Annotated in this window: 20 protein-coding genes and 1 other RNA gene; 16 read left to right on the top strand and 5 right to left on the bottom strand. The window is 52.6% G+C overall.

Translation table 11 applies throughout. From position 1 onward, the window contains the following. Window positions 1-8 precede the first annotated feature (8 nt). The 10 genes from HGO41_RS20210 (at window position 9) to HGO41_RS20165 (ending at window position 7156) form a co-directional block, all read left to right on the top strand. The gene (locus HGO41_RS20210; protein ID WP_013577203.1) at window positions 9-1301 is read left to right on the top strand and encodes an MFS transporter; all 1293 of its coding nucleotides are present in this window, start codon (window positions 9-11) and stop codon (window positions 1299-1301) included. Between the two features lie 190 nt (window positions 1302-1491). Continuing rightward, complete coding sequence (gene exuR, locus HGO41_RS20205; RefSeq protein WP_013577204.1) at window positions 1492-2268, top strand: transcriptional regulator ExuR; 777 nt, start codon at window positions 1492-1494, stop codon at window positions 2266-2268. A gap of 383 nt (window positions 2269-2651) precedes the next feature. Further along, window positions 2652-3332, top strand: a complete 681-nt coding sequence (locus HGO41_RS20200) for a DedA family protein (protein WP_013577205.1) — start codon at window positions 2652-2654, stop codon at window positions 3330-3332. Then, window positions 3332-3715, top strand: coding sequence for an EnvZ/OmpR regulon moderator MzrA (gene mzrA, locus HGO41_RS20195; RefSeq protein ID WP_015690506.1), 384 nt, complete (start codon window positions 3332-3334; stop codon window positions 3713-3715). The genes HGO41_RS20200 and mzrA overlap by 1 nt, the downstream gene beginning before the upstream one ends. A 132-nt stretch (window positions 3716-3847) precedes the next feature. After that, window positions 3848-4225, top strand: a complete 378-nt coding sequence (locus HGO41_RS20190) for a DUF1090 domain-containing protein (RefSeq protein WP_015690507.1) — start codon at window positions 3848-3850, stop codon at window positions 4223-4225. Between the two features lie 147 nt (window positions 4226-4372). Continuing rightward, window positions 4373-4675: an ElaB/YgaM/YqjD family protein gene (locus HGO41_RS20185; RefSeq protein ID WP_013577208.1), complete on the top strand. Its 303-nt coding sequence runs from the start codon at window positions 4373-4375 to the stop codon at window positions 4673-4675. Between the two features lie 2 nt (window positions 4676-4677). Then, window positions 4678-5085 (top strand): phage holin family protein, encoded by a 408-nt coding sequence (locus HGO41_RS20180; protein WP_013577209.1) that lies wholly within the window; start codon window positions 4678-4680, stop codon window positions 5083-5085. After that, the gene (locus HGO41_RS20175; protein ID WP_112151042.1) at window positions 5082-5366 is read left to right on the top strand and encodes a YqjK-like family protein; all 285 of its coding nucleotides are present in this window, start codon (window positions 5082-5084) and stop codon (window positions 5364-5366) included. The genes HGO41_RS20180 and HGO41_RS20175 overlap by 4 nt, the downstream gene beginning before the upstream one ends. A gap of 239 nt (window positions 5367-5605) precedes the next feature. Beyond that, window positions 5606-5998 carry a DoxX family protein gene (locus HGO41_RS20170; RefSeq protein ID WP_013577211.1) on the top strand — a complete coding sequence of 131 codons (393 nt, stop codon included), beginning with the start codon at window positions 5606-5608 and terminating at the stop codon, window positions 5996-5998. A 174-nt stretch (window positions 5999-6172) separates the two neighbouring features. Next, window positions 6173-7156 (top strand): glutathione S-transferase family protein, encoded by a 984-nt coding sequence (locus HGO41_RS20165; protein WP_250981332.1) that lies wholly within the window; start codon window positions 6173-6175, stop codon window positions 7154-7156. A gap of 41 nt (window positions 7157-7197) precedes the next feature. Here HGO41_RS20165 and HGO41_RS20160 read toward each other — a convergent pair whose 3' ends face one another. After that, window positions 7198-8103 (bottom strand): LysR family transcriptional regulator, encoded by a 906-nt coding sequence (locus HGO41_RS20160; RefSeq protein ID WP_013577213.1) that lies wholly within the window; start codon window positions 8101-8103, stop codon window positions 7198-7200. Between the two features lie 110 nt (window positions 8104-8213). Here HGO41_RS20160 and HGO41_RS20155 point away from each other — a divergent pair, with 110 nt between their 5' ends. Beyond that, the gene (locus tag HGO41_RS20155) at window positions 8214-8918 is read left to right on the top strand and encodes a pirin family protein (RefSeq protein ID WP_250981331.1); all 705 of its coding nucleotides are present in this window, start codon (window positions 8214-8216) and stop codon (window positions 8916-8918) included. 173 nt (window positions 8919-9091) lie between these two features. Here the strand turns inward: HGO41_RS20155 and rnpB are convergent. Together rnpB and rsmI are read right to left on the bottom strand one after the other, a co-directional pair. After that, an RNA gene (gene rnpB / locus HGO41_RS20150) (RNase P RNA component class A) lies at window positions 9092-9470 on the bottom strand. 25 nt (window positions 9471-9495) lie between these two features. Then, entirely contained in the window at window positions 9496-10365 is an 870-nt protein-coding gene (rsmI, locus tag HGO41_RS20145) for a 16S rRNA (cytidine(1402)-2'-O)-methyltransferase (RefSeq protein WP_013577227.1), read from the bottom strand. Between the two features lie 61 nt (window positions 10366-10426). Here rsmI and HGO41_RS20140 point away from each other — a divergent pair, with 61 nt between their 5' ends. The 4 genes from HGO41_RS20140 (at window position 10427) to dolP (ending at window position 14103) form a co-directional block, all read left to right on the top strand. Further along, window positions 10427-12463 carry a penicillin-binding protein activator gene (locus HGO41_RS20140; protein ID WP_013577228.1) on the top strand — a complete coding sequence of 679 codons (2037 nt, stop codon included), beginning with the start codon at window positions 10427-10429 and terminating at the stop codon, window positions 12461-12463. A 65-nt stretch (window positions 12464-12528) separates the two neighbouring features. Beyond that, window positions 12529-12897: a YraN family protein gene (locus HGO41_RS20135; protein ID WP_153376096.1), complete on the top strand. Its 369-nt coding sequence runs from the start codon at window positions 12529-12531 to the stop codon at window positions 12895-12897. A 30-nt stretch (window positions 12898-12927) separates the two neighbouring features. Continuing rightward, window positions 12928-13518 carry a DnaA initiator-associating protein DiaA gene (gene diaA, locus HGO41_RS20130; RefSeq protein ID WP_013577230.1) on the top strand — a complete coding sequence of 197 codons (591 nt, stop codon included), beginning with the start codon at window positions 12928-12930 and terminating at the stop codon, window positions 13516-13518. A 9-nt stretch (window positions 13519-13527) separates the two neighbouring features. Continuing rightward, window positions 13528-14103, top strand: a complete 576-nt coding sequence (dolP, locus tag HGO41_RS20125; RefSeq protein ID WP_013577231.1) for a division/outer membrane stress-associated lipid-binding lipoprotein — start codon at window positions 13528-13530, stop codon at window positions 14101-14103. 79 nt (window positions 14104-14182) lie between these two features. Here dolP and mtgA read toward each other — a convergent pair whose 3' ends face one another. Both mtgA and arcB read right to left on the bottom strand, forming a co-directional pair. After that, on the bottom strand, window positions 14183-14905 hold the full coding sequence (mtgA, locus tag HGO41_RS20120) for a monofunctional biosynthetic peptidoglycan transglycosylase (protein WP_013577232.1): 723 nt from the start codon (window positions 14903-14905) through the stop codon (window positions 14183-14185). Window positions 14906-15801: 896 nt separating this feature from the next. Beyond that, entirely contained in the window at window positions 15802-18141 is a 2340-nt protein-coding gene (gene arcB, locus HGO41_RS20115; RefSeq protein WP_013577233.1) for an aerobic respiration two-component sensor histidine kinase ArcB, read from the bottom strand. 872 nt (window positions 18142-19013) lie between these two features. Here arcB and gltB point away from each other — a divergent pair. After that, window positions 19014-23471, top strand: coding sequence for a glutamate synthase large subunit (gene gltB / locus HGO41_RS20110; RefSeq protein ID WP_112151045.1), 4458 nt, complete (start codon window positions 19014-19016; stop codon window positions 23469-23471). Window positions 23472-23474 lie beyond the last annotated feature (3 nt).

Raw genomic sequence — 23474 nt, 5'->3', positions numbered from 1 at the left:
AGAGTTAAATGGGTAAGATTAAAGGGTTACGCTGGTACATGATCGCACTCGTCACCTGCGGCACTGTATTAGGTTATTTGACACGTAACGCCATTGCGGCTGCAGCGCCAACGCTGATGAGCCAGTTAAACATCACCACACAGCAATATTCCTATATTATCGCCGCCTATTCCGCCTGCTACACCCTGATGCAGCCGGTCGCCGGTTACGTTCTCGACGTCATGGGCACCAAAGTCGGTTACGCGATGTTCGCTATTATGTGGGCCATCTTCTGTATGGCGACGGCGCTGGCAAGTAGCTGGGGTGGCCTGGCCATCGCCCGCGGTGCAGTCGGTATGGCAGAAGCGGCCATGATCCCTGCCGGCCTCAAAGCCAGCAGCGAATGGTTCCCGGCAAAAGAACGTTCTATTGCCGTCGGTTACTTCAACGTGGGTTCATCTATTGGCGGCATGATTGCGCCGCCGCTGGTCGTCTGGTGCATCGTGATGCATAGCTGGCAACTGGCCTTCATCATTACCGGCGTACTGAGCCTGATCTGGGCACTGAGCTGGCTGGTGTTCTATAAGCACCCTAAAGATCAGAAGAAACTCAGCGCAGAAGAACGCACCTACATTCTGGAAGGTCAGGAAGCACAGCATCAGACCAACAACGGCAAGAAAATGTCTGCCTGGCAGATCCTGCGTAACCGTCAGTTCTGGGGCATCGCGCTGCCACGTTTCCTGGCTGAACCCGCCTGGGGAACATTCAACGCCTGGATCCCGCTGTTCATGTTCAAAGTGTATGGTTTCAATCTGAAAGAAATCGCGATGTTTGCCTGGATGCCGATGCTGTTTGCCGACCTCGGCTGTATCCTGGGCGGCTATCTGCCACCGTTATTCCAGAAGTACTTCAAAGTTAATCTGATCGTTTCCCGTAAAATGGTTGTCACCATGGGGGCGGTTCTGATGATTGGCCCTGGCATGATCGGTTTGTTCACCAGCCCTTACGCCGCTATTGCTTTATTATGTGTAGGTGGTTTTGCTCACCAGTCACTGTCCGGCGCGCTGATCACTCTGTCATCTGATGTGTTCGGTCGTAACGAAGTGGCTACCGCCAACGGTCTGACCGGTATGGCGGCCTGGATGGCAAGTACCATGTTTGCACTGGTGGTCGGGGCGCTGGCCGATACCATCGGTTTCAGCCCGCTGTTCGCCGCCCTTGCCGTGTTCGATCTGCTCGGCGCCATCATTATCTGGACAGTCCTGCAGAACCGTTCTGCAGTAGAACCTGTCCCGGCTCCGCTGAAAACCGCAAAAGCCTAAACGTCTGTTCGTCAGCCCGGTAACTCTCTTTACCGGGCTTTGCATTTTTCTGACATTTCTCCCATGCCTTTCTGTCCGATGCACGGTGCATCAAACTTTCGTAAAACGTATACTGGCACTTGTATAATAAGTTCACAGGTCTGTCCGACACTCATTTCTTACAGGTTTCACTACTTTAAAGAGCACTCATATGGAATCCACAGACACCAGACGCCTATATCAACAACTGGCTGCCACGCTCAAGGAACGCATCGAAACAGGCTTGTATCCGGTTGGCGAAAAGCTGCCCGCTGAACGTCTGATTTCAGATGAAATGGATGTCAGTCGCACGGTCGTGCGTGAAGCGATTATCATGCTGGAAGTTGAAGGCTATGTGGAAGTCCGTAAAGGGTCGGGAATTCATGTGATGTCAAATCAGCAGCGCCACCTTGTTGTGCCCGATTGTGGCAGCGAGTTTGGCACTGCCGGTCCGTTTGAGCTGTTACAGGCACGTCAGCTGATTGAAAGTAACATCGCTGAATTCGCCGCCACACAGGTCACCAAGCAGGACATCATGCGTCTGATGGAAATTCAGGAGCATGCCCGCCAGGAAGACCGCTTCCGCGATTCAGAATGGGATTTAAAATTCCATGTGCAGGTCGCACAGGCCACGCAAAACAGTGCGCTGGCGACCATCGTTGAGAAGATGTGGAGCCAGCGTTTGCATAACCCTTACTGGCGCAAACTGCATGAGCACATTGATGAGAAGTCCATTGAGAGCTGGTGTGAAGAACACGATCTGATTTTAAAAGCGCTGATCCGCCGTGATCCCCACGCCGCCAAACTGGCAATGTGGCAGCATCTGGAAAACACCAAACAAATGCTTTTCCGCGCGACCAGCGATGATTTCGAGTTTAACGTAGACCGTTATCTTTATTCAGAAAACCCGGTAGTTCATCTCGACCCGCCGGTACTCAATTCTAAATAAATTCCCCTTAAGGCAGGTTTATTCTCCCAACCTGCCTTTTTCGTGCCTCTGCTTTGCCCCCGCCAATCCTGTCAGGCACTGTCGAGTAGTGTCAGCCAATGTAAAACCCTTTTCCATAACGTGCTTCAGACTTAAATGATCAGTCTCAACGCGCTATATTTACCTGTCTGAGTTATTGTTATTTTGTTACAGTTAGACCACTTTTTTTACCCGTCCATGCCGAGTGAAACAGGCCCGGAGACGCGTAAATCCCCGAAAAACTCATGACCAGAAAGCCCGCCAGGGAAGAGGCGACCTTATCAGCAAAACAGGCAGCGTCGAGACAAATTCTCCGCTGATGTCTTTCGCTGACCCACTGAAAATGATGGAGTTTTACAACACCGATGGAAATTATCAGTTCGCTTATCGATGCCCTCTGGCAACAAGATTATAAAACCCTGGCTAATCCCCAATTAGTCTGGGCGTTGTATCTGATTTTATTCATGATTATTTTTCTGGAAAACGGTTTGTTGCCTGCGGCTTTTTTGCCGGGCGACAGCCTGCTGATCCTTGTTGGCGTTTTGATCGCCAAAGATGCCATGAATTTCCCTTTAACCATTTTCCTGCTGACCACCGCAGCCAGCCTCGGTTGCTGGCTGAGTTACGCCCAGGGAAAATGGCTGGGCAACACCCGGATAGTACAAAGCTGGCTGGCGCATTTACCCGTGCATTATCATGAACGTGCACACGCGCTTTTCCATAAGCACGGTCTTTCCGCCTTGTTAGTCGGCCGTTTTCTGGCCTTTGTCCGCACCCTGCTGCCAACAATTGCCGGACTTTCAGGCCTGAACAATAGCCGTTTCCAGTTTTTCAACTGGGTGAGCGGATTGTTGTGGATCCTGATCCTGACCTCGCTGGGGTATTTTCTCGGTAAAACCCCGCTGTTCCTGAAATATGAAGATCAGGTGATGAACTGCCTGATGCTGCTCCCTGTTTTGCTGCTGGTCGGCGGCCTGATCGGTTCGATTGTCGTGCTGTGGCGCAAAAAACACGCTGACCGTCAAAATAAAGGCAAGAACGCATAATGAACCGAAGATTACTCAAACGTTCATTTATCTGGCCTCTGCTGCTCATGCTGCTGGCGGCGGCGACTATGATCGGGCTGGCGGTATCCCGTCTTCCGGCACCGACCAGTGCGCTGCAAATCCGTCCTGCCAGAGCGGGCGTCGCCTTACCCGATGGTTTTTATGTCTATCAGGGGCTGAGCCAGCGCGGTATTCACATCAAAAGCATTACGCCGCTCAATGATGCTTTGGTGGTACAACTCGACACCGCCTCACAACGCAAACTGGCGGAGACCGTATTGCAGGACATTTTGCCTGCCGGATTCGTTATCCAGTACTACGAACCTCAACATGCCACGACCTGGGGGTCGAAACTGGATCGTGAGCGTCTTAAGTTCGGATAAGACCATGCGCAGGATTTGTCTCATATCACCACATATTCAGCGGTAATATAATTTAGACGCTAGCATTCATAAAACTCATCAACAAATGGAATTAAGTGCACATTCGCTTAAACGTCAAAAGGAAAACCGATGATGAAAATCACTTTATCTGCCCTCACTCTTGTTCCTGCATTGCTGTTTACCACTGCCGCTTTTGCCGCACCTCAGCCGGAAAGTTGCGTGACTAAGCAACAGGAAATCCAGAAACAAATCGACGAAGCGCGGGCGCATAAAAACCAGAACCGCGTTGACGGTCTGGAGAAAGCGTTACGTGAAAATAAAGCGCACTGTACCGATGCAGGTCTGAAAGCAGAAAATCAGAAACGTGTTGAAGAGAAACGTGAAAAAGTTGCCGAACGTGAGCAAGAGTTGAAAGAGGTTCAGGCTAAAGGCGACCACGAAAAAATCATCAAGAAACAGCAAAAACTGGAAGAAGCGAAGTCTGAACTGAAAGAGGCTGAAGGCCATTAATCGCTTTTCAGACTGACAGATTTTGCCTCACGCCATAGCGGGTTTACAGCGATCTTGCCTTTTGAAACAGACAATTCGCATTTGCGATAACCCGAATATCCGCTATGTTAAAAGTTCGAATCAGTTAACGTATGGAGTGACTTACACATGGCTAGTAATACATCAGAACAACTGCGCGCTGAACTCAAGTCATTGGCGGATACTCTGGAAGAAGTTCTCCAGACCTCTACCGATAAGCCGAAAGCTGAACTCGATAAACTGCGTGGTAAAGCAGAATCCCTGCTCAAAGATACCCGCGAGCGTCTGAGTGATACAGGTGACAAGATTGCCTATCAGACCAAAGAAATCGCCGGTAAAGCTGACGATTACGTGCATGAAAAACCCTGGACGGGCGTCGGTATTGGTGCCGCGGTCGGTGTTGTGATTGGCGTTCTGTTAGCCCGCCGCTGATTATGGCTGAATCGATCAAACCTTCGCCACAAGGGCCGGGTAAGGGCCTGTTTGACATCGTTTCCCGCATTGCCACCGTGGTGGTGAGCATTGTGGAAACGCGTGTCCGGCTGGCTGTGGTTGAGCTGGAAGAGGAAAAGGCCAATATTTTCCAATTACTGCTTATGGCCGGTATTACCCTGATCTTTACTGCCTTTGGTCTTATGAGTTTGCTGGTTGTTTTATTCTGGGCCATTGACCCGGCCTATCGTCTTACGGCGATAGCAACAACGACCGGCGTGTTGCTGCTTCTGGCAGTGATCCTTGGCGCGATGACACTGGCGAAAGCCAAACGATCAACACTGCTTAGCCTCACCCGAAAGCAACTGGACGTCGATCGCGCTCTGCTGGAAAAGGATGACGAGCTATGAGCATTCCGAACCGTGCTATCGAAAAAGTCAGGTTGCTGCGCAAAATTGAGCGTCAGCGCGGCGAACTTTCTCAGGCCGGTTCTGACTGGCTGGATGCCACCGCGAAAGTGGATCACTACTGGATAAAACTGGTGGATATGCGTAAATATCTGGTCGTAGGCTCAAGCCTGATGGCTGTTTACGGTATCCGTCATCCCAGTGCAGTGGTTCGCTGGTCCCGGCGCGCTTTCGGTATCTGGGGAACGGTACGTCTGTTTCGCAAGACCATCGGCAACAAATAGCGTGATACCCATCCTGCAAAAAGGGCTGATTGAAAACAATCAGCCCTTTTCTTTTTGAATAACAATACGGTGGCTGTTCAATTTATTTGAACCATTCAGACAGATTTACTTGCTAACATAACTTATTCATCCGACTTATTATCTCGTCATCAACTGATGCGGTAACGGCAGGAAATATTTTCCGACCGGACCGGTAACACTTTTAGCTCAATTTGGGCGCACCACTTTCGGAGTCGAAGATGAACAAGTTACACGACACAGCTTTACTGGTTGCACGTATTCTGATGCCTATTCTGTTTATTGTTGCAGGTTGGGGCAAAATTAACGGTTACACCGCGACTGCGGGTTACATGGCTTCCATGGGCGTGCCAAGCTTCTTCCTGCCACTGACTATCTTGTTAGAGTTTGGCGGCGGTCTGGCAATCTTGTTCGGCTTCTTTACCCGTACCACCGCGCTGATCACCGCCATCTTCACTATCCTGACGGCGCTGATCTTCCACACTGATTTTGCACAGGGCGTGAACCAGATGATGTTCATGAAAAACCTGTCTATCGCGGGTGGATTCTTCGTCCTGTTTGCTTCCGGCCCTGGCGCATTCAGCATCGACCGCCTGATCAAGAAAAACTGGTAATTGCCCCGGCACCAGGGAGCAGCAACCACGCTATAATTAAATAAGACAATAAGTCAGACCTGCAGGGCGATGTGATTTATCACCTCGCCCTTTTTTATTACTTATCTGTAAATCTCCCCTAAATCATTCGGGTTGCATCACGGCGGCTCGAAGGATGAGGGGGAAGGAGGAAAAATGGGACAACTAGTGAATGGCGTTTGGCAGGACACCTGGTACGACACCAAGTCGACCGGCGGTCATTTCAAACGTTCAGCAGCGCAGTTTCGTAACTGGATAACGCCTGATGGGACGCCGGGCGAACACGGCGTTGGCGGCTTTACCGCAGAACGCGACCGTTATCATCTGTATGTTTCGCTGGCCTGCCCGTGGGCGCACCGCACCTTACTGATGCGTACGCTGAAAGGGCTGGAAGACATTATCCCGGTGTCTGTCGTGCACCCGCTGATGCTGGAACACGGCTGGACGTTCGGCACCGATTTCCCGGCCGCGACCGGTGATGATTTGTATCATCTGAATTACGCCTATGAAATCTATCTGCGCGCGCAGAACGATTACACCGGCCGCGTCACCGTGCCAATCCTGTGGGATAAAAAGCAGCAGACCATCGTCAGCAATGAATCCGCCGATATCATCCGCATGTTCAACAGCGCGTTTGATGCCGTGGGTGCCAAAGCCGGGGATTATTATCCCGAGGCGTTGCGTTCAGAGATTGATGAGATTAATGAGTGGGTGTATCCGCAAATCAATAATGGGGTGTATAAGGCGGGTTTTGCGACATCTCAGGAAGCCTACGATGAAGCGGTTGACGGTGTTTTTGCGGCACTGGAACGTGCCGAGGAATTACTGGGCAAACATCGCTATCTGGCCGGCAATCAGCTGACCGAGGCGGATCTGCGTTTGTGGACCACGCTGGTGCGTTTTGATCCCGTCTATGTCACACACTTTAAATGCGATCGCTACCGCATCAGCGACTACCCGAATCTGTACGGTTTCCTGCGCGATATCTACCAGATGCCGGGGATTCGCGACACGGTGAATTTCGCGCACATCCGTAATCACTATTTCCGCAGCCACGCGACCATCAATCCTTACGGGATTATTTCCACCGGACCGGCGCAGGATTTAGACTCTGAGCACGGCCGCGATAGCCGTTTTTGATTTCGTTCGGCTCCTTCCCCTTTCACACGGGGAAGGACACATTACTTCACGTCCCGCGTAGCCAGCAGCTTAGGGATTTCACGCAGGAACCAGGCTTTTGCCTCGCCCATGCTGTCACGGCGCCACGCCATAATAATGTCGATTTCACGGTTATATTCCGCGCTCACCACCCGCAATCGCCCTTCCTCGATATCTTTCTCGACCATCGGATAAGGCATCGTCGCCACGCCCAATCCCGCCAGCAAGGCTTTACGCTTCTCTTCGATGGTACTGACCGTCAGACGCTGCTGTTTATCCAGCAACTGAACGGTTAATACCGGGCGCTCACGGGCGGTATCCGCCACGGCAATCCCGCGGTATTTAACCCGGCTAACGTCAGACAGCGGCTCCGCTTCAAGATGGATCGGGTGATCCGGCGCGGCCACGTATATGCTGGCCAGCTTATACAGCTTGCGGCTGTTAATTTCGGTGGAAGAGCGGAAATGCATATCCGGCGCGATCACAATATCCGCCCGGCCTTGCTCGAGACGTTCCCACGCACCGGCCAGCACTTCGGTTAACAGAGACACCTGCGTATTGGCTTTCAGCGCCAGCTTTTCAATCAGCGGGAACAACTGCGCAGCGGGCGATAACGCTTCACACACGATGGTGATGTGCGTTTCCCAACCGCGGGCCAGTGCTTCGGCATCCACTGTCAGTTTATCTGCGGCTTCCAGCAATACTCGTCCACGTTCGAGCAACATCCGGCCAACATTGGTGAATTTTGTCCGATGACCTGAACGGTCAAATAACACCACATCCAGCTCTTCTTCAAGTTTCTGCATGGTGTAGCTCAATGCCGACGGGACGCGGCCCAGCTCATCGGCGGCAGCGGCGAAACTCCCCCTGCGGTCAATCGCATCCATGACCCGTAATGCTTCCAGTGTGAGTGCGCGATCCTTAGCCATTCTCTTCTCTTTCAGGAAATTTGAATATAGCGACCAGATTAACTGGCTAACAATCACACGTCCAGACGCTTACCATTTATACATCGAAATTTTTAAGAGAGGCGACCGCCATGATTACCAGCAGAACGGCAAAAGAGTGCGGTACCGCTGACTTTGGCTGGCTCCAGGCACGGTATACATTTTCCTTCGGCCATTACTTTGATCCCAAGCTGATGGGCTACGCTTCCCTGCGCGTCCTGAATCAGGAAGTGCTGGCACCGGGTGCCAGTTTCCAGCCGCGCACGTATCCGCGCGTGGATGTGCTGAATCTGGTGTTGCAGGGTTCGGCGGAATACCGCGACAGCGAAGGCAACAGCATGCAGGTCAGCGCCGGTGAAGCTGCGTTGCTGTCGACGCAGGCGAATGTCAGTTACAGCGAACTGAACACCAGCACCACCCAGCCCCTGACGCGAATGCAACTGTGGCTGGATGCCTGTCCTGAACACGAGAATCCGTTAACGCAGAAAATGGTACTGCCGGAGGCGACGCATTTCCTGCTGGCCTCACCGGACGGGGAAAAGGGCAGCCTGCAACTGCGGCAAAACGTGTGGATCCATCAACTGACACTGGCGGCGGGTGAAGCAATAACATTGCCGGTTCGCGGACCGCGCGCCTATCTGCAATCAATTCACGGTCAAATTGATGCGCAGGGTTCGGTCAGCCGCGAGCTACAAAAACTAGCCTGTGGCGATGGCGCGTTTATCCATCAGGAAAACAGCCTGACGGTTTCTGCCAGCACGCCATTACGGGCGCTGCTGATTGATATGCCGGTGTAGAACGTCCACTAAATCATTCAAATTGCAGGAAGGCGGCAAACGCATGAATCCCGATGAGCTTACTGAAGTAAGCGATTCGGGTGAGTAAGAGCAGCCAACGCGTCGGCAGTTTGAATGGTGACGGGGAAAAGGCGAAAGCCCGCGTAGTTAACACTACGCGGGCTTTCTGTTGACGAGGGAGTTGACCGTTAAGCCGGGTTCTGTCGTGGACAGTCATTCGTCTAGGCCAGCAATCGCTCACTGGCTCAAGCAGCCTACCCGGGTTCAGTACGGGCCGTACCATGTGAACCCCTATTTGGCCTTGCTCCGGGTGGAGTTTACCTTGCCACGAACTGTTGCCAGCCGCGCGGTGCGCTCTTACCGCACCCTTTCACCCTTACCTGATCCCGCTTGCGCGGGCCATCGGCGGTTTGCTCTCTGTTGCACTTGTCGTAAGCTCGCGCTTCCCAGGCGTTACCTGGCACCCTGCCCTATGGAGCCCGGACTTTCCTCCCCTCCTTCTGTCTCCCCCGAAAGGGACGGCAAAGAAGCGGCGACTGTCTGGTCAACTCCGCGGCGGATAATAGGGTATTACGCCCTATTTGTCACCCTCTTGCTCATCAAGCGCGTATTTATACAACGCATTCTTCTTCACACCGTGGATTTCGGCGGCCAGCGCGGCCGCTTTTTTGAGCGGCAGTTCTTTTTGCAGCAATGCCAGTGTGCGCAGGGCTTCCGCCGGTAAGGCTTCGGTATCGACCTTATGGCCTTCAACGATCAGCACCATTTCACCGCGCCGGCGCGTTTCGACTTCCTGCACCCATGCCAGCAGTTCACCCACCGGCGCACCGTGAATATTTTCCCAGGTTTTGGTCAGTTCACGCGCCAGTACGACATAACGATCTGGCCCCCAGACTTCGACCATATCCTGCAAACTGTCCAACAGGCGGTGCGTGGATTCATAGAAAATCAGCGTGCGGGGTTCTTCAATCAATGCCTGCAACGTATCTTTACGGGATTTGGTTTTGGCGGGCAGAAACCCTTCGTAACAGAAACGATCAGAGGGCAAACCGGCGGCACAAAGCGCGGTGATCGCCGCACAGGCACCGGGTAACGGTACCACGCGGATACCGGCTTCGCGGCAGCGACGCACAAGGTGATAGCCAGGATCATTGATCAGCGGCGTACCGGCATCCGAGACCAGCGCTATCGTCTGGCCTGCCTGCAATTTCGCCAGTAAATGCTCAGCTTTCTGCTGTTCATTATGATCATGCAGCGGGTACATTTTTGCCGTGATCGCGAAATGTTGCAGCAGCAATCCGGTATGGCGGGTATCTTCTGCAGCAATCAAATCTACACTGTTCAGTACGGCCAGCGCGCGTTGGGTTATATCTCCTAAATTGCCAATTGGCGTCGGTACGATATACAGCGTTGAGGCAGAAATATCTGCTTGATCGTCTTGATTCATTGTTTCATCCGGATTGCCGATTTAATATTGAGCATCTTAAAAAAACATCACTGGAAACTGAATGCCTTCCTCAATGACCTTTCGTACCCGTTCGGGACGTTTACTCCCTGCCATCATCGTGGCCATGCTTCTTGCCAGCTGTTCAGGTCAGGCGCCGCAGGCACCGACAGAAAGTGTCCAGGGTGCAGCGTCCGGCAGCTCTGACTATTATTTGCAGCAGGCGCAGCAAAGCGGTGATGATAACAAGGCTGACTGGCAATTGCTTGCAGTGCGTGCCCTGATACGCGAAGGCAAAGCGCCTCAGGCGGCGGAACAGCTGGCTAAAGTGCCGCAAAATCTGACGGCTGCCCAAACCGTCGAACAGCAACTGACCAGTGCAGAAGTGCAGGTTGCGCTGAAAAATTATCCGGCAGCAGCCACCAGTCTGAGCCAGTTGGATCCCCACGATCTGACCAACGATCAGAAAGCCCGTTATTATCAGGCGCAAATCGATGCCAGTCAGGGGCGCACCAGCCTTGGCGTGATCCGCGCCTATATCGCGCAGGAGCCGCTGGTACAAGGTCAGCCGCATCAGGACAACATTGACCGCACCTGGATGGCGCTGACGCAGATGTCCGCACAGGACGTCAACAGCATCGTGATCAATGCGGATGAAAATACGCTGCAGGGATGGCTGGATTTACTCAGCGTCTGGCAAAGCAACAAGCAGGATCCTGATTTACTGAAAGCCGGGATTAAAGACTGGCAGCGCCGTTATCCGGTGAATCCGGCAGCGAAAAGCCTGCCGACTCAGCTCAATAATGTGCTGACTTTCCAGCCTGCTTCAACCGGCAAAATTGCGCTGTTTCTGCCAATGAGCGGCCCGGCACAGGTTTACGGGAATGCCATTCAGCAGGGTTTTAATGCGGCAATGAGCGGTCAGGTCAGCCAGCCAGCGGCACAAACGGCACCGACCGATCCAAACGCACAATCTCAGACGCCGGCAGACCCGAACGCAGCCGTCAGTACATCTGCACCGGACGCCAGCGCGCAAAATACCGCGTCTCAAACCGATCCTTCCCAGGCTCAGCCTGCCGCAACCCCAGCCGCTGCGCCCGTGGCCAGCAGCAACGGGCAGGTGAAAGTGTATGATACCAATGGTCAGCCTCTGGCCGCGCTTCTGACGCAGGCTCAGCAGGATGGCGCAACGCTGGTTGTCGGCCCGCTGCTGAAAGATCAGGTGAACGCACTCGCTTCTGACCAGACGCCTCTGAATGTTTTAGCGCTCAATCAGCCAGAAACTGAGAAAAACAGCCCGAATATCTGTTACTTTGCGCTCTCGCCGGAAGACGAGGCACAGGATGCTGCGCGCCACATGTGGTCTGAGCAGAAACGTATGCCGCTGTTACTGGTGCCGCGTGGCAGCTTCGGCGACCGTATCGCGCAGGCTTTTGCTAACGAATGGCAGAAACTGGGCGGGCAAACCGTACTGAAACAAGGTCTCGGTTCCGCCGGTGAATTGCGTTCTTCTATTGGCAGCGGTATCCGCCTGACCGGTACGCCGGTCACCACCAGTGATGCAGCCGCGCCAGCACAAGCGCAGGGTGTCACAATTGGTGGCATTACCATCCCGGCGCCGCCGACAGATGCACAGATTACGCAAGGCAGTACCGGTGGCGCAGTGGATTCCGTCTACGTTGTTGCGACACAAAGTGAACTGACGCTGATTAAACCGATGCTGGATCTGGCCGTGAATGGCCGCGTGCATCCTTCAGTGTACGCCAGTTCGCGCAGCTATCAGGCAGGTGCCGGTCCGGATTACCGTCTCGAAATGGAAGGCGTGCAGTTTAGCGATATTCCTTTACTGGCAGGCGGTAACCCTGCGCTGATGCAGCAGGCAGCCGCGAAGTTTGGTAACGACTATTCGCTGGTTCGTCTCTATGCGATGGGGATCGATGCCTGGAATCTGGCAAATCATTTCTCCCAGATGCGCACATTGCCTGGCTTCCAGGTTTCCGGCAGCACCGGAGAATTGAGCGCCAATAGCAATTGCGTGATCCACCGTAAATTGCCATGGCTGCAATACCGTCAGGGTTCGCTGGTGCCAGTTTCTTCTTAAGAGAAAACTGAAACAGCTCAACAGAGATCGGAATTCTCAGCCATTACAGGTACAAGGACGTACTGATGAAGTCTTTTTTGTCAAAAACGCGGGCGTGCGGCGATAAATACGAAGCATTTGCACGACGCTATCTCGAAGAAGCCGGGTTAACCTTCGTGGCGGCCAATGTGGCCTGCCGTGCCGGTGAAATTGACATGATCATGCGTGACCAGCAAACCTGGGTGTTTGTTGAAGTCCGTTACCGGCGCAACGCCAGTTTTGGTGGTGCGGCGGCCAGCGTGACGATTCAAAAACAGCAGCGCCTGTTACGCGCTGCCTCTTTCTGGCTTGCAGGAAAGAACGCAAGCTTTGACACATCATCTTGCCGTTTTGATGTTTTTGCCATCACCGGCAGCCAGATAGAATGGCTGCGTGATGCCTTCAATGCGGAATAAATATTACGACGACTGACTGGACGAAAACCCGTGCTGGATAGAATCAAAGTCTGCTTTACAGAAAGTATCCAAACTCAGATTGCGGCGGCAGAAGCCTTGCCTGACGCGATTTCCCGCGCCGCGATGACGCTGGTGCAATCGCTGCTTAACGGCAATAAAATTCTGTGCTGCGGCAATGGCACCTCTGCGGCAAATGCGCAGCATTTTTCCGCCAGTCTGATTAATCGTTTTGAAACTGAACGTCCTAGCCTTCCTGCAATCTCATTATGTGCAGATAACATTGTGCTCACTGCGATTGCCAACGATCGACTGCATGAAGAAATTTATGCTAAACAGGTGCGCGCCTTAGGTCAGGCGGGTGATGTTCTGCTGGCCATTTCTACCCGCGGCAACAGCCGTGATATTGTCAAAGCCGTTGAAGCAGCGGTAACCCGTGATATGACCATTGTCGCATTAACAGGTTATGACGGCGGCGAGCTGGCGGGTTTACTGGGGCCTCATGATGTTGAGATCCGTATTCCCTCTCATCGCAGTGCCCGCATTCAGGAAATGCATATGCTCACAGTTAACTGTCTCTGTGACCTGATAGATAACACGCTGTTCCCACACCAGGACGATTAAGGAGATCCCATGAAGGCGAGTCCTCTCTTTGCTGTATTGTTAAGCGCCCTTCTGCTACAAGGCTGTGTCGCCGCTGCGGTAGTTGGTGCGGCTGGCGTCGCAACAAAAACAACGACTGACCCACGTACGGTCGGCACTCAGGTTGATGACAGCACGCTGGAAGCCCGTGTCTCTAATGCGGTGAGTAAAGATAAACAACTGAAAGACGAAGCCCGCATCGTGGCGACTGCGTATCAGGGTAAAGTCCTGTTAACCGGTCAGGCGCCGACGGCGGATATGGCTTCTCGCGCAAAACAAATTGCGATGGGTGTTGAAGGCGCAACGGAAGTGTACAACGAAATCCGTACCGGTAAGCCGGTCAGCATGGGCACAGCGTCAATGGATACGTGGATCACCACCAAAGTCCGTTCTCAGTTGCTGACCAGTGATTCGGTTAAATCATCTAACGTCAAAGTCACCACCGAAAACGGCGAAGTGTTCCTGCTGGGTCTGGTGACGCAGGAAGAAGGTAAGTCAGCGGCTGGGATAGCGGCTGGCGTGAGCGGCGTTAAACACGTCACCACGGCCTTTACTTACGTTAAATAGCTACGTGAAATAATTCAGTACGTTATAACCAAAAAGGACAGCTCAGGCTGTCCTTTTTTTACTGTAAACATCATCCGCTCTAATGCAGTTTATGCTCTTGCAGGAAAGACTCACCACCGAGCTGGCTCATCTGACGCAGGATCCATTGCTGACGGCGTATGACATACGCAGAAGGCGCATTCACCTTAAACAGATGCGGATTCGGCAACACTGCGGCCAGTAACGCGGCCTGAGACGCAGTCAGGCGGCTGGCCGGTTTATGGAAGAAATGCTGCGCAGCCTGCTCGACGCCAAAGACGCCATCACCAAACTCCGCGATATTCAGGTACACCGTCAGAATGCGACGTTTTGTCCATACGGTTTCAATACCCACGGTCAGCCCGGCCTCAAGCCCTTTACGCACCCAACTGCGCCCATCCCACAGAAACAGGTTTTTAGCGGTTTGCTGGGATAATGTCGAAGCACCACGCATTTTTCCGCCGTCTTTATCCAGCACCGACTGAATAGCATCGACATCAAATCCCCAATGAGTCGGGAATTTCTGATCTTCCGCCGCCATCACCGCGAGCGCCATTGGTGAGGAAATCTCACTCATTGGCACCCAGTCCGAATGTGCAACATAACCAAAATCACCGGTCAGCCACGCGGAAATCTGGCGCTCCACCATCACGGCAGAAAAAGGCACGGGTAAAAAAGAAAAAAGAAGAATGCCCGCTACCCATAAGCAGAGTAACAGTATCACTGCGCGTTTTAGCCATAACAGCGGCGTACGCAACAGGCCTTTTCGAGTAATTTTATTCATTTGGCGCTTTCCACAACACATCCGACCATCTAATCAATCTCAATAATAACCTGCAAGATCAGGCTAGCGAAATGCTGCACAATATTGCTAACAATTGAGCAATAACAATGAAACTTTTGCTTACATTCAGAACGAAAAATTCCGATTAAACCACTACCATCAAGGAGTTCCGTCAAACAGTCAGGAACTCTTGCTTTTTTCACTGCGACTGATTTTTAAGCAAAAAAGTAAAATTTTTGTAAACTAATCAACAAAAGATACGTAAGATTAATTTATGATTCCGATCAGTGAAAGTGAATAAATTCTCATCAATTATTCCGTAATGCGTTAACGCACTAAGTCAAATACAACACCTGTGATACCTAAAAAATCAGCAGGGTGTGCACCTTTTTATCAGATAAAAAACGCATAAACCTAAGTGAAATTTTTTCATTTAAAATAAATTTCAGATCTCTTTTGGCTCCGGAGAGATCATTTCGCTGAAATTCACACTTAAACCATATATTACAACAAGTTGGCATAAATTTTTCAATTTATAGAACCGGTTTCATAGACGGGCATGTCGCAAATTCACCTGCAAAACCGCCTGCTATTGTTCACTTCCATAAGCAAAATTGCATGTCGCCAATACAACATCAACATGCTTCATTTGTATTCTGTCAAAAATCCTGCGATAAAGACTTGATGTTTTGTATAGACAAAGACTAATCTACATCACAGTTTTTAATGAATGTTGTAACAGTTCTGCTTATATTTGTTATGTTGATTGCTACAGGATGTATTAGACTTTAAACCTGAATTCCAAGACCTGCGAAAACCGAACCCTAAAAACTATCGTGGGTTACCTCTTTCCCTGGTGTTGGCGCAGTATTCGCGCACCCCGGCCTCGGCCGGGGTTATTTTTTTTCAGCGTTTGCCGTCCAGTCACGTAATACTTTGATGTCATTGCGCCATTCGGCCTTCAGCTCATCAATCCATTCCTGAACGTTATCCCACCAGGCTGGCAATGTCGGCGTCTGAATTTGTTGTGCCAGTTGCTGTAAATGTTTCAGGCCAACAGAACCCGCCGCGCCTTTGATTTTGTGGCCTTCCTCGGCAATCCCTTTTTGATCGCGTGCCGTCATGTTGGAATCAAGCACAGCCAGATAGCCCGGCATCATTTTTTCAAACATATCCGCACTCTGATAAATCAGTTTCGCCCCAACCAGGTCGATGTACTGCTCAAGCATGGCGGTATCAAGCAACGATTCGCTGTCTTTCATCACTACGGGCTCCTTTTCCACTACGGAAACGTCAGGCTGATGATCCCAGAACTGCTGAATCATCGCGGTCAGCGCGGAAACAGACAGCGGCTTGCTCAGCACGTCATCCATTCCCGCATCGAGATACTCTTTTTTGTCTTTCAGCACGTTTGCTGTCAGGGCAATCAGTGGCGGCAGATGTTGTCCGGCGTAATCGGTGCGCAGCTTGCGGGCAATATCCAGCCCTGTCATGTCAGGCAACTGGATATCCAGCAGTACCAGATCGAATTCGTCAGGATCGAACATCTCCAGCGCATCATGGCCATTCATCGCCACTTCCACGCTGTTACCTAACTTCTCCAGCACTGAACGCGCCACAATGACGTTCAGCTCAATGTCTTCGACCAGCAGCACGTGCAGCGCCGGTAAGGGCATGTCTTCTTCGTCACTGGCCAGGTCAGCCGGTGAATCCAGCGTTGGTGCGCGTACGACGAGCGTAAAGCAGGAACCCTGACCCGGCACGCTGCTGACGGTGATATCGCCGCCCATTGCCTGTGCCAGACGTTTTGAGACCGCCAGCCCAATCCCTGTGCCGGTCGCCGGTTTACCGCCGTTCTGATCTTTCACCTGATAATACATGGCAAAGATTTTGTCCTGCTCATCCTGCGGGATCCCCAGACCGGAATCGCGCACGACAAATCGCAGCATATCGTTCGGTTCATAATGCACGCTCAGCACAATCTCACCTTCGCGGGTGAATTTGACGGCGTTGCCGATCAGATTCCACAGAATCTGGCGCAGACGCGTGCCGTCCGTCGTAATACTGCGCGGCAACGGCAGGTCAGGCTCCATGATAAATTTCAGCCCTTTCGGCTGGGCCAGCAGTCCGGAGAGATTTTCCAGATCGGAGAGGAATTCGGTGAAATCAACCGGCTGGTTATCAAGCTGCACTTTGCGGCGCTCAATTTTGTCCATTTCAATAATATCGTTGAAGATATTGCCGAGGGTGATCGCGCTGACATGAATGGTTTTCAGGTAGCTGTGCTGTTCTTTGTCCAGCTCGGTGTCGAGCAAAATGCGGCTCAGCCCGACGATACCGTTAAGCGGCGTACGCAGCTCGTGGCTGATCGTTGAGATAAAAGTGGTCTTCTCACGGCTGGCGTTCTCTAACGCGTCCTGATAGCGCTTACGCTCGGTAATATCACGTCCGAAGCCCATCAGCCCGTGTCGCTTACCGATACGGTCATAAAACGGCACTTTACGCAATTCGAAGCAGGCTTTGCGCCCGTCCGGATAGACCAGCCATTGTTCGTAGGTCAGGGAAACGTTGTGACGGAAAACCTTCTCGTCGGTTTCGACCACTTTCTCGGCGATATCCGGAGTATAAACATCGTTGGGAGTCAGGCCGATCAGTTGCTTTTCACTTTTGCCGGTCAGCAGTTCCATCGCCCGGTTACAGCCGGAGAATTCTTTGTCTTCGTTGCGGTAATACACCAGGTCCGGCGAGGCATCGAGGAAAGAGCGTAATAATGCAGATTGCTGGCTCAGTTCGATCTGCGCCTGTTCGCGGTGCTGCATTTCGAGTTTCAGCTTATCGACCACTGCCAGACGCGCTTCTTCCGCTTTCACACGGTCGGCGATTTCCTGATTCAGTTGGGTGATGTTGTCTTTGAGTTGCTGATTCAGTTCGAGGTCGCGGTGGCGCATTTCTTCCAGTTTATCGACCAGACGCGCTAAACGCTGACGCGACTCTTCAAGTTGTTCAACCACCACCGACAGGAAGTAAACCGCCCAGGGCGTGATCAGCAAACCAAAGAAGATGGAACGAACGACGTCGATACTCTCAACCTGCCCGCGCAGGAGCATAGTGACCGCCATCTGGACAATCATTGCCAGTACCACCAGCGCAGACGCCAGCAACAGTGAGAATCTCACCAGCCCCAGCTTGACCATCAGATCGACATAATACTGCGCTAAAACCCGGATTTGCTTCATAACGTTTCCCTTAAAACGAAGTCGTCTGAATCATACCGCAAAACCTCACCGGCGTGATGGCAGGGGATAAATTGAGCGTGAAGTTTGTGAGATGCACCTTGCAGGGGCTTGTCATGGTGCAATGCAGGAAATAAGGGCAGAGTTATTGACTATTATCTGCGGTGATATTATTAATATCGGCCGGCTTTATCAGGCTGCACGCGTTGCCAACTGCCGTCCAGCTAACATTTTTTCCTTTTATCCTCCGAATATTTTCTCTCCCGGTGCGTTTCGCACAGGCATAACTATTCATTATTACTGCAAATAAAGTCATTCGTGGCAGTATGAATAATTCTTATTACAAACACCGGACTAACACATTATTACTGTCAGGTTAAAAACAGTGACAAACCGCATGGGTACAGTATTTTCCAGTATAAAATACTGGTAATTACGCCCCTGCCAGCACGGTGCGGAGATCTTACGCTTTCCCCATAGTGAGTCAGCTCACACTTTACGTGCATGCCCCCATCGGAAATATGCCAGCAAAAACCCCATAAAACATATATATTTCAAATAATTAAATCTCTTTATATCACTTTTAATATAACTTAAATCGCCATTTGACCTGTCTGTGCTTTCTCGCTAAGTTGGGAGTCCGCTGGAAGCAATCTCGACGGGTGAGCAACTCGTCATATTTATGCAGTAATTGAAGACTCCCTCATTAAAACAAGTCAACCACCACTTGTGAGAACCATCACGAGAGGCCTTTGACGGAGATGTCCGGGCAATCAACGCACCGCAAGAGTGCGCGAAATTGCGGACAAACCTCTGTGTATAAGCCCGCTCGCGATTGGTGTGAGAGTCTCGCAGAGCCTGGGGAGGTTCACGTAATGTTGTACGATAAATCCCAAGAGAGGGACAACTGTGGTTTCGGCCTGATCGCCCATATAGAAGGCGAACCTAGCCATAAGGTCGTGCGTACTGCGATCCACGCGCTGGCCCGTATGCAACACCGTGGCGCGATCCTTGCTGACGGCAAGACCGGCGACGGCTGTGGCCTTCATTTACAGAAACCTGACCGCTTCTTCCGCATGATTGCTGAAGAACGTGGCTGGCGTCTGGCGAAAAACTATGCCGTTGGCATGCTGTTCCTCAGCAAAGATGAAAAAGAAGCTGAGGCAAGCCGCCGCATTGTTGAAGAAGAGTTGCAAAACGAGACGCTGTCCGTGGTGGGCTGGCGTGACGTTCCGACCAATCCGGACGTACTCGGTGAAATCGCGCTTTCCTCCCTGCCCCGCATCGAACAAATTTTTGTCAACGCGCCTGCCGGCTGGCGTCCGCGTGACATGGAACGCCGCCTTTATATGGCGCGCCGCCGTATTGAGAAACGCATTCAGGATAAAGACTTCTATGTGTGCAGTTTCTCCAACGTGGTCACGATCTATAAAGGCCTGTGTATGCCTGCGGATCTGCCACGCTTCTATTTAGACCTGGCCGACCTGCGTCTGGAATCGGCCATCTGCCTGTTCCACCAGCGTTTCTCGACCAACACCGTACCGCGCTGGCAACTGGCTCAGCCTTTCCGCTATCTGGCGCACAACGGCGAAATCAACACCATCACCGGTAACCGCCAGTGGGCGCGTGCCCGTGCGTATAAATTCAAAACGCCGCTGATCCCCGATCTGCAAGACGCCTCACCGTTCGTGAATGAAACCGGTTCGGACTCCAGCTCGCTGGACAACATGCTGGAACTGTTCCTGGCAGGCGGGATGGATTTACTGCGCGCCATGCGTTTGCTGGTGCCGCCAGCCTGGCAGCAAAACCCGGACATGGACGACGATCTGCGCGCATTCTTCGACTTTAACTCCATGCACATGGAGCCGTGGGATGGCCCGGCCGGTATCGTGATGTCAGATGGCCGTTATGCCGCCTGTAACCTTGACCGTAACGGTCTGCGTCCTGCGCGCTATGTCATCACCAAAGATAAGCTGATCACCTGTGCGTCCGAAGTTGGCATCTGGGATTATCAGCCGGACGAAGTGGTCGAAAAAGGCCGCGTCGGACCGGGCGAGCTGATGGTGATCGACACCCGCAGCGGCAAAATCCACCATTCTGCAGAAACTGACAACGATCTGAAGGGCCGCCATCCTTATAAGCAATGGATGGAGAAAAACGTTCAGCGTCTGGTGCCGTTCGAAGACTTGCCGGAAGATCAGGTGGGCAGCCGTGAGCTGGAAGACACCTTACTGGAAACTTTCCAGAAGCAATTCGGCTACAGCAGCGAAGAACTCGATCAGATCATCCGCGTACTGGGTGAAAACGGTCAGGAAGCCGTCGGCTCCATGGGTGACGACACGCCATTTGCCGTGCTCTCCAGCCGTCCGCGTATCGTGTATGACTACTTCCGCCAGCAATTTGCGCAGGTCACTAACCCGCCAATCGATCCGCTGCGCGAAGCCCACGTGATGTCTCTGGCGACCAGCATCGGCCGCGAGATGAACGTGTTCTGCGAAGCCGAAGGTCAGGCTCACCGTCTGAGCTTCAAATCGCCAATCCTGCTGTGGTCTGACTTTAAACAGCTGACCACACTCGACAGCAAACACTATCGCGCGGAAACGCTGGATATTACGTACGATCCGACCGAACAAAATATGGAGCAGTTCGTCCAGAAACTCTGTGACGAAGGCGAACAGAAAGTGCGTAACGGCGCGGTTCTGCTGGTGCTGTCTGACCGCAATATCGCCCCGAACCGCCTGCCGCTGCCTGCACCCATGGCCGTCGGTGCGTTGCAGTTGCGTCTGGTTGAAAAAAGCCTGCGATGCGATGCCAACATCATTGTTGAAACCGCCAGCGCCCGTGACCCGCACCATTTCGCCGTGCTGATTGGCTTCGGTGCCACTGCGGTTTACCCGTATCTGGCCTACGAAACCCTGGCAAAACTGGTCGACTCCCAGGTCATCGAGAAGAAATACCGTGAAGTGATGCTGAACTACCGTAACGGCATCAACAAAGGCCTGTACAAGATCATGTCCAAAATGGGCATATCAACCGTCGCCTCTTACCGTTGCTCGAAACTGTTTGAAGCAGTCGGTCTGGCGAAGGATCTGTGCAACACCTGCTTTAACGGCGTCGTCAGCCGTATCGGCGGTGCCGGTTACAGCGACTTCGAACAGGACTTACTGAACCTGTCCAAGCGCGCGTGGCTGAAACGCAAAACGCTGGATCAGGGCGGCCTGCTGAAATTTGTCCACGGTGGCGAATACCATTCCTATAACCCGGACGTGGTCACTACCCTGCAAGCCGCTGTCAACAGCGGTGATTACGACGATTATAAGAAATACGCCAAACTGGTAAACGAGCGTCCGGTGGCCACACTGCGTGACTTGCTGAAAGTCACGCCAAAAGGTCAGCCGATCCCTGTTGATCAGGTTGAACCGGCGGAAGGTTTATTTACCCGTTTCGATACCGCAGCGATGTCTATCGGCGCACTGAGCCCGGAAGCGCATGAATCTCTGGCCGAAGCGATGAACAGCATCGGCGGACGTTCTAACTCCGGCGAAGGTGGCGAAGACCCGGCGCGTTACGGCACCAATAAAGTGTCCCGAATCAAACAGGTCGCATCGGGTCGTTTCGGCGTAACCCCGGCGTATCTGGTGAATGCCGATGTTATCCAGATCAAAGTGGCGCAGGGTGCAAAACCAGGCGAAGGCGGCCAGTTGCCGGGTGACAAAGTGACGCCGTACATCGCGAAACTGCGCTATTCCGTACCGGGCGTGACCCTGATTTCTCCACCGCCGCACCACGATATTTATTCCATTGAAGATCTGGCGCAGCTGATTTTCGACCTGAAACAGGTCAACCCGAAAGCGATGATTTCGGTGAAACTGGTGTCTGAACCGGGCGTCGGCACTATCGCCGTTGGCGTGGCAAAAGCTTACGCGGATCTCATCACTATCGCTGGCTACGATGGCGGCACCGGCGCAAGCCCGCTGTCTTCGGTGAAGTATGCCGGTTGTCCGTGGGAACTGGGCCTGGTAGAAACACAACAGGCACTGGTGGCCAACGGCCTGCGTCATAAGATCCGTCTGCAGGTTGATGGCGGCCTGAAAACCGGCCTCGACATCATCAAGGCAGCGATTCTTGGTGCAGAAAGCTTCGGTTTTGGTACCGGCCCGATGGTGGCGCTGGGTTGTAAATACCTGCGTATTTGCCACCTGAACAACTGTGCAACGGGCGTGGCAACTCAGGATGAAAAACTGCGTCGCAACCATTATCACGGACTGCCGGAACGTGTAGTGAACTACTTCAGGTTCATCACGCAGGAAACCCGTGAAATCATGGCCGAGTTGGGTGTCAGCCAGCTGGTAGATCTGATTGGTCGTACCGATCTGCTGACTGAGCTGGACGGTTTCACCGCCAAGCAAAACAATCTCGACCTTTCTGCGATACTGGCAACGGCCACGCCGCATGAAGGCAAAGCGGTGTACTGCACCGAAAGCAACCCGGCGTTCGACAAGGGTCAGCTGAATAAAGACATCCTGGAACAGGCCGCGCCGCATATCGATTCAAAACAGAGCAAAGCGTTCTACTTTGATATCCGCAACACTGACCGTTCCGTTGGCGCTATGTTGTCCGGTGCGATTGCAGAGAAACATGGCGATCAGGGCATGGCGGCTGATCCGGTGCGTATTAACTTCAACGGCACCGCAGGCCAGAGCTTCGGCGTCTGGAACGCAGGCGGCGTAGATTTAATGCTGACCGGCGACGCGAACGACTATGTGGGCAAAGGTATGGCGGGTGGCCGCATTGCCATTCGTCCGCCAATTGGTTCTGCGTTCCGCAGTCACGAAGCCAGCATCATCGGTAACACCTGTTTATATGGCGCAACCGGCGGCAAAATGTTTGCTGCAGGCCGCGCGGGTGAGCGTTTCGCGGTACGTAACTCCGGTGCCATCACCGTGGTGGAAGGCATCGGCGATAACGGTTGTGAATATATGACCGGCGGCATTGTTTGTGTGCTGGGCCGTACCGGCGTCAACTTCGGCGCAGGCATGACCGGTGGTTTCGCTTATGTTCTTGATGAAGATGGCGAATTCCGCAAACGTGTTAACCCGGAACTGGTTGAAGTCCTGGAAGTAGCCGATCTGGCTATCCATGAAGAGCATCTGCGCGGTTTGATCATCGAACACGTACAGCTGACCGCATCGACCCGTGGTGAAGAGATTTTGGCGAACTGGCCGGAATGGGCGCCTAAATTTGCCCTGGTAAAACCGAAGTCCAGTGATGTCAAAGCATTGTTGGGTCACCGTAGTCGTTCCGCAGCTGAGCTGCGGGTACAAGCGCAGTAAGAG

It is taken from the genome of Rahnella sp. CG8, assembly GCF_023701875.1.
GTDB lineage: Bacteria > Pseudomonadota > Gammaproteobacteria > Enterobacterales > Enterobacteriaceae > Rahnella > Rahnella aceris.
Note: the sequence above shows the minus strand (reverse complement) of the source record. Positions and strands in the feature narration are given on the sequence as shown.

Bases quoted from the DNA above. Each gene is read 5' to 3' on its own strand.
- HGO41_RS20210 (WP_013577203.1), top strand. From the start codon at position 9: ATGGGTAAGATTAAAGGGTTACGCTGGTACATGATCGCACTCGTCACC.
- exuR (WP_013577204.1), top strand. From the start codon at position 1,492: ATGGAATCCACAGACACCAGACGCCTATATCAACAACTGGCTGCCACG.
- HGO41_RS20200 (WP_013577205.1), top strand. From the start codon at position 2,652: ATGGAAATTATCAGTTCGCTTATCGATGCCCTCTGGCAACAAGATTAT.
- mzrA (WP_015690506.1), top strand. From the start codon at position 3,332: ATGAACCGAAGATTACTCAAACGTTCATTTATCTGGCCTCTGCTGCTC.
- HGO41_RS20190 (WP_015690507.1), top strand. From the start codon at position 3,848: ATGAAAATCACTTTATCTGCCCTCACTCTTGTTCCTGCATTGCTGTTT.
- HGO41_RS20185 (WP_013577208.1), top strand. From the start codon at position 4,373: ATGGCTAGTAATACATCAGAACAACTGCGCGCTGAACTCAAGTCATTG.
- HGO41_RS20180 (WP_013577209.1), top strand. From the start codon at position 4,678: ATGGCTGAATCGATCAAACCTTCGCCACAAGGGCCGGGTAAGGGCCTG.
- HGO41_RS20175 (WP_112151042.1), top strand. From the start codon at position 5,082: ATGAGCATTCCGAACCGTGCTATCGAAAAAGTCAGGTTGCTGCGCAAA.
- HGO41_RS20170 (WP_013577211.1), top strand. From the start codon at position 5,606: ATGAACAAGTTACACGACACAGCTTTACTGGTTGCACGTATTCTGATG.
- HGO41_RS20165 (WP_250981332.1), top strand. From the start codon at position 6,173: ATGGGACAACTAGTGAATGGCGTTTGGCAGGACACCTGGTACGACACC.
- HGO41_RS20160 (WP_013577213.1), bottom strand. From the start codon at position 8,103: ATGGCTAAGGATCGCGCACTCACACTGGAAGCATTACGGGTCATGGAT.
- HGO41_RS20155 (WP_250981331.1), top strand. From the start codon at position 8,214: ATGATTACCAGCAGAACGGCAAAAGAGTGCGGTACCGCTGACTTTGGC.
- rsmI (WP_013577227.1), bottom strand. From the start codon at position 10,365: ATGAATCAAGACGATCAAGCAGATATTTCTGCCTCAACGCTGTATATC.
- HGO41_RS20140 (WP_013577228.1), top strand. From the start codon at position 10,427: ATGCCTTCCTCAATGACCTTTCGTACCCGTTCGGGACGTTTACTCCCT.
- HGO41_RS20135 (WP_153376096.1), top strand. From the start codon at position 12,529: ATGAAGTCTTTTTTGTCAAAAACGCGGGCGTGCGGCGATAAATACGAA.
- dolP (WP_013577231.1), top strand. From the start codon at position 13,528: ATGAAGGCGAGTCCTCTCTTTGCTGTATTGTTAAGCGCCCTTCTGCTA.
- mtgA (WP_013577232.1), bottom strand. From the start codon at position 14,905: ATGAATAAAATTACTCGAAAAGGCCTGTTGCGTACGCCGCTGTTATGG.
- arcB (WP_013577233.1), bottom strand. From the start codon at position 18,141: ATGAAGCAAATCCGGGTTTTAGCGCAGTATTATGTCGATCTGATGGTC.
- gltB (WP_112151045.1), top strand. From the start codon at position 19,014: ATGTTGTACGATAAATCCCAAGAGAGGGACAACTGTGGTTTCGGCCTG.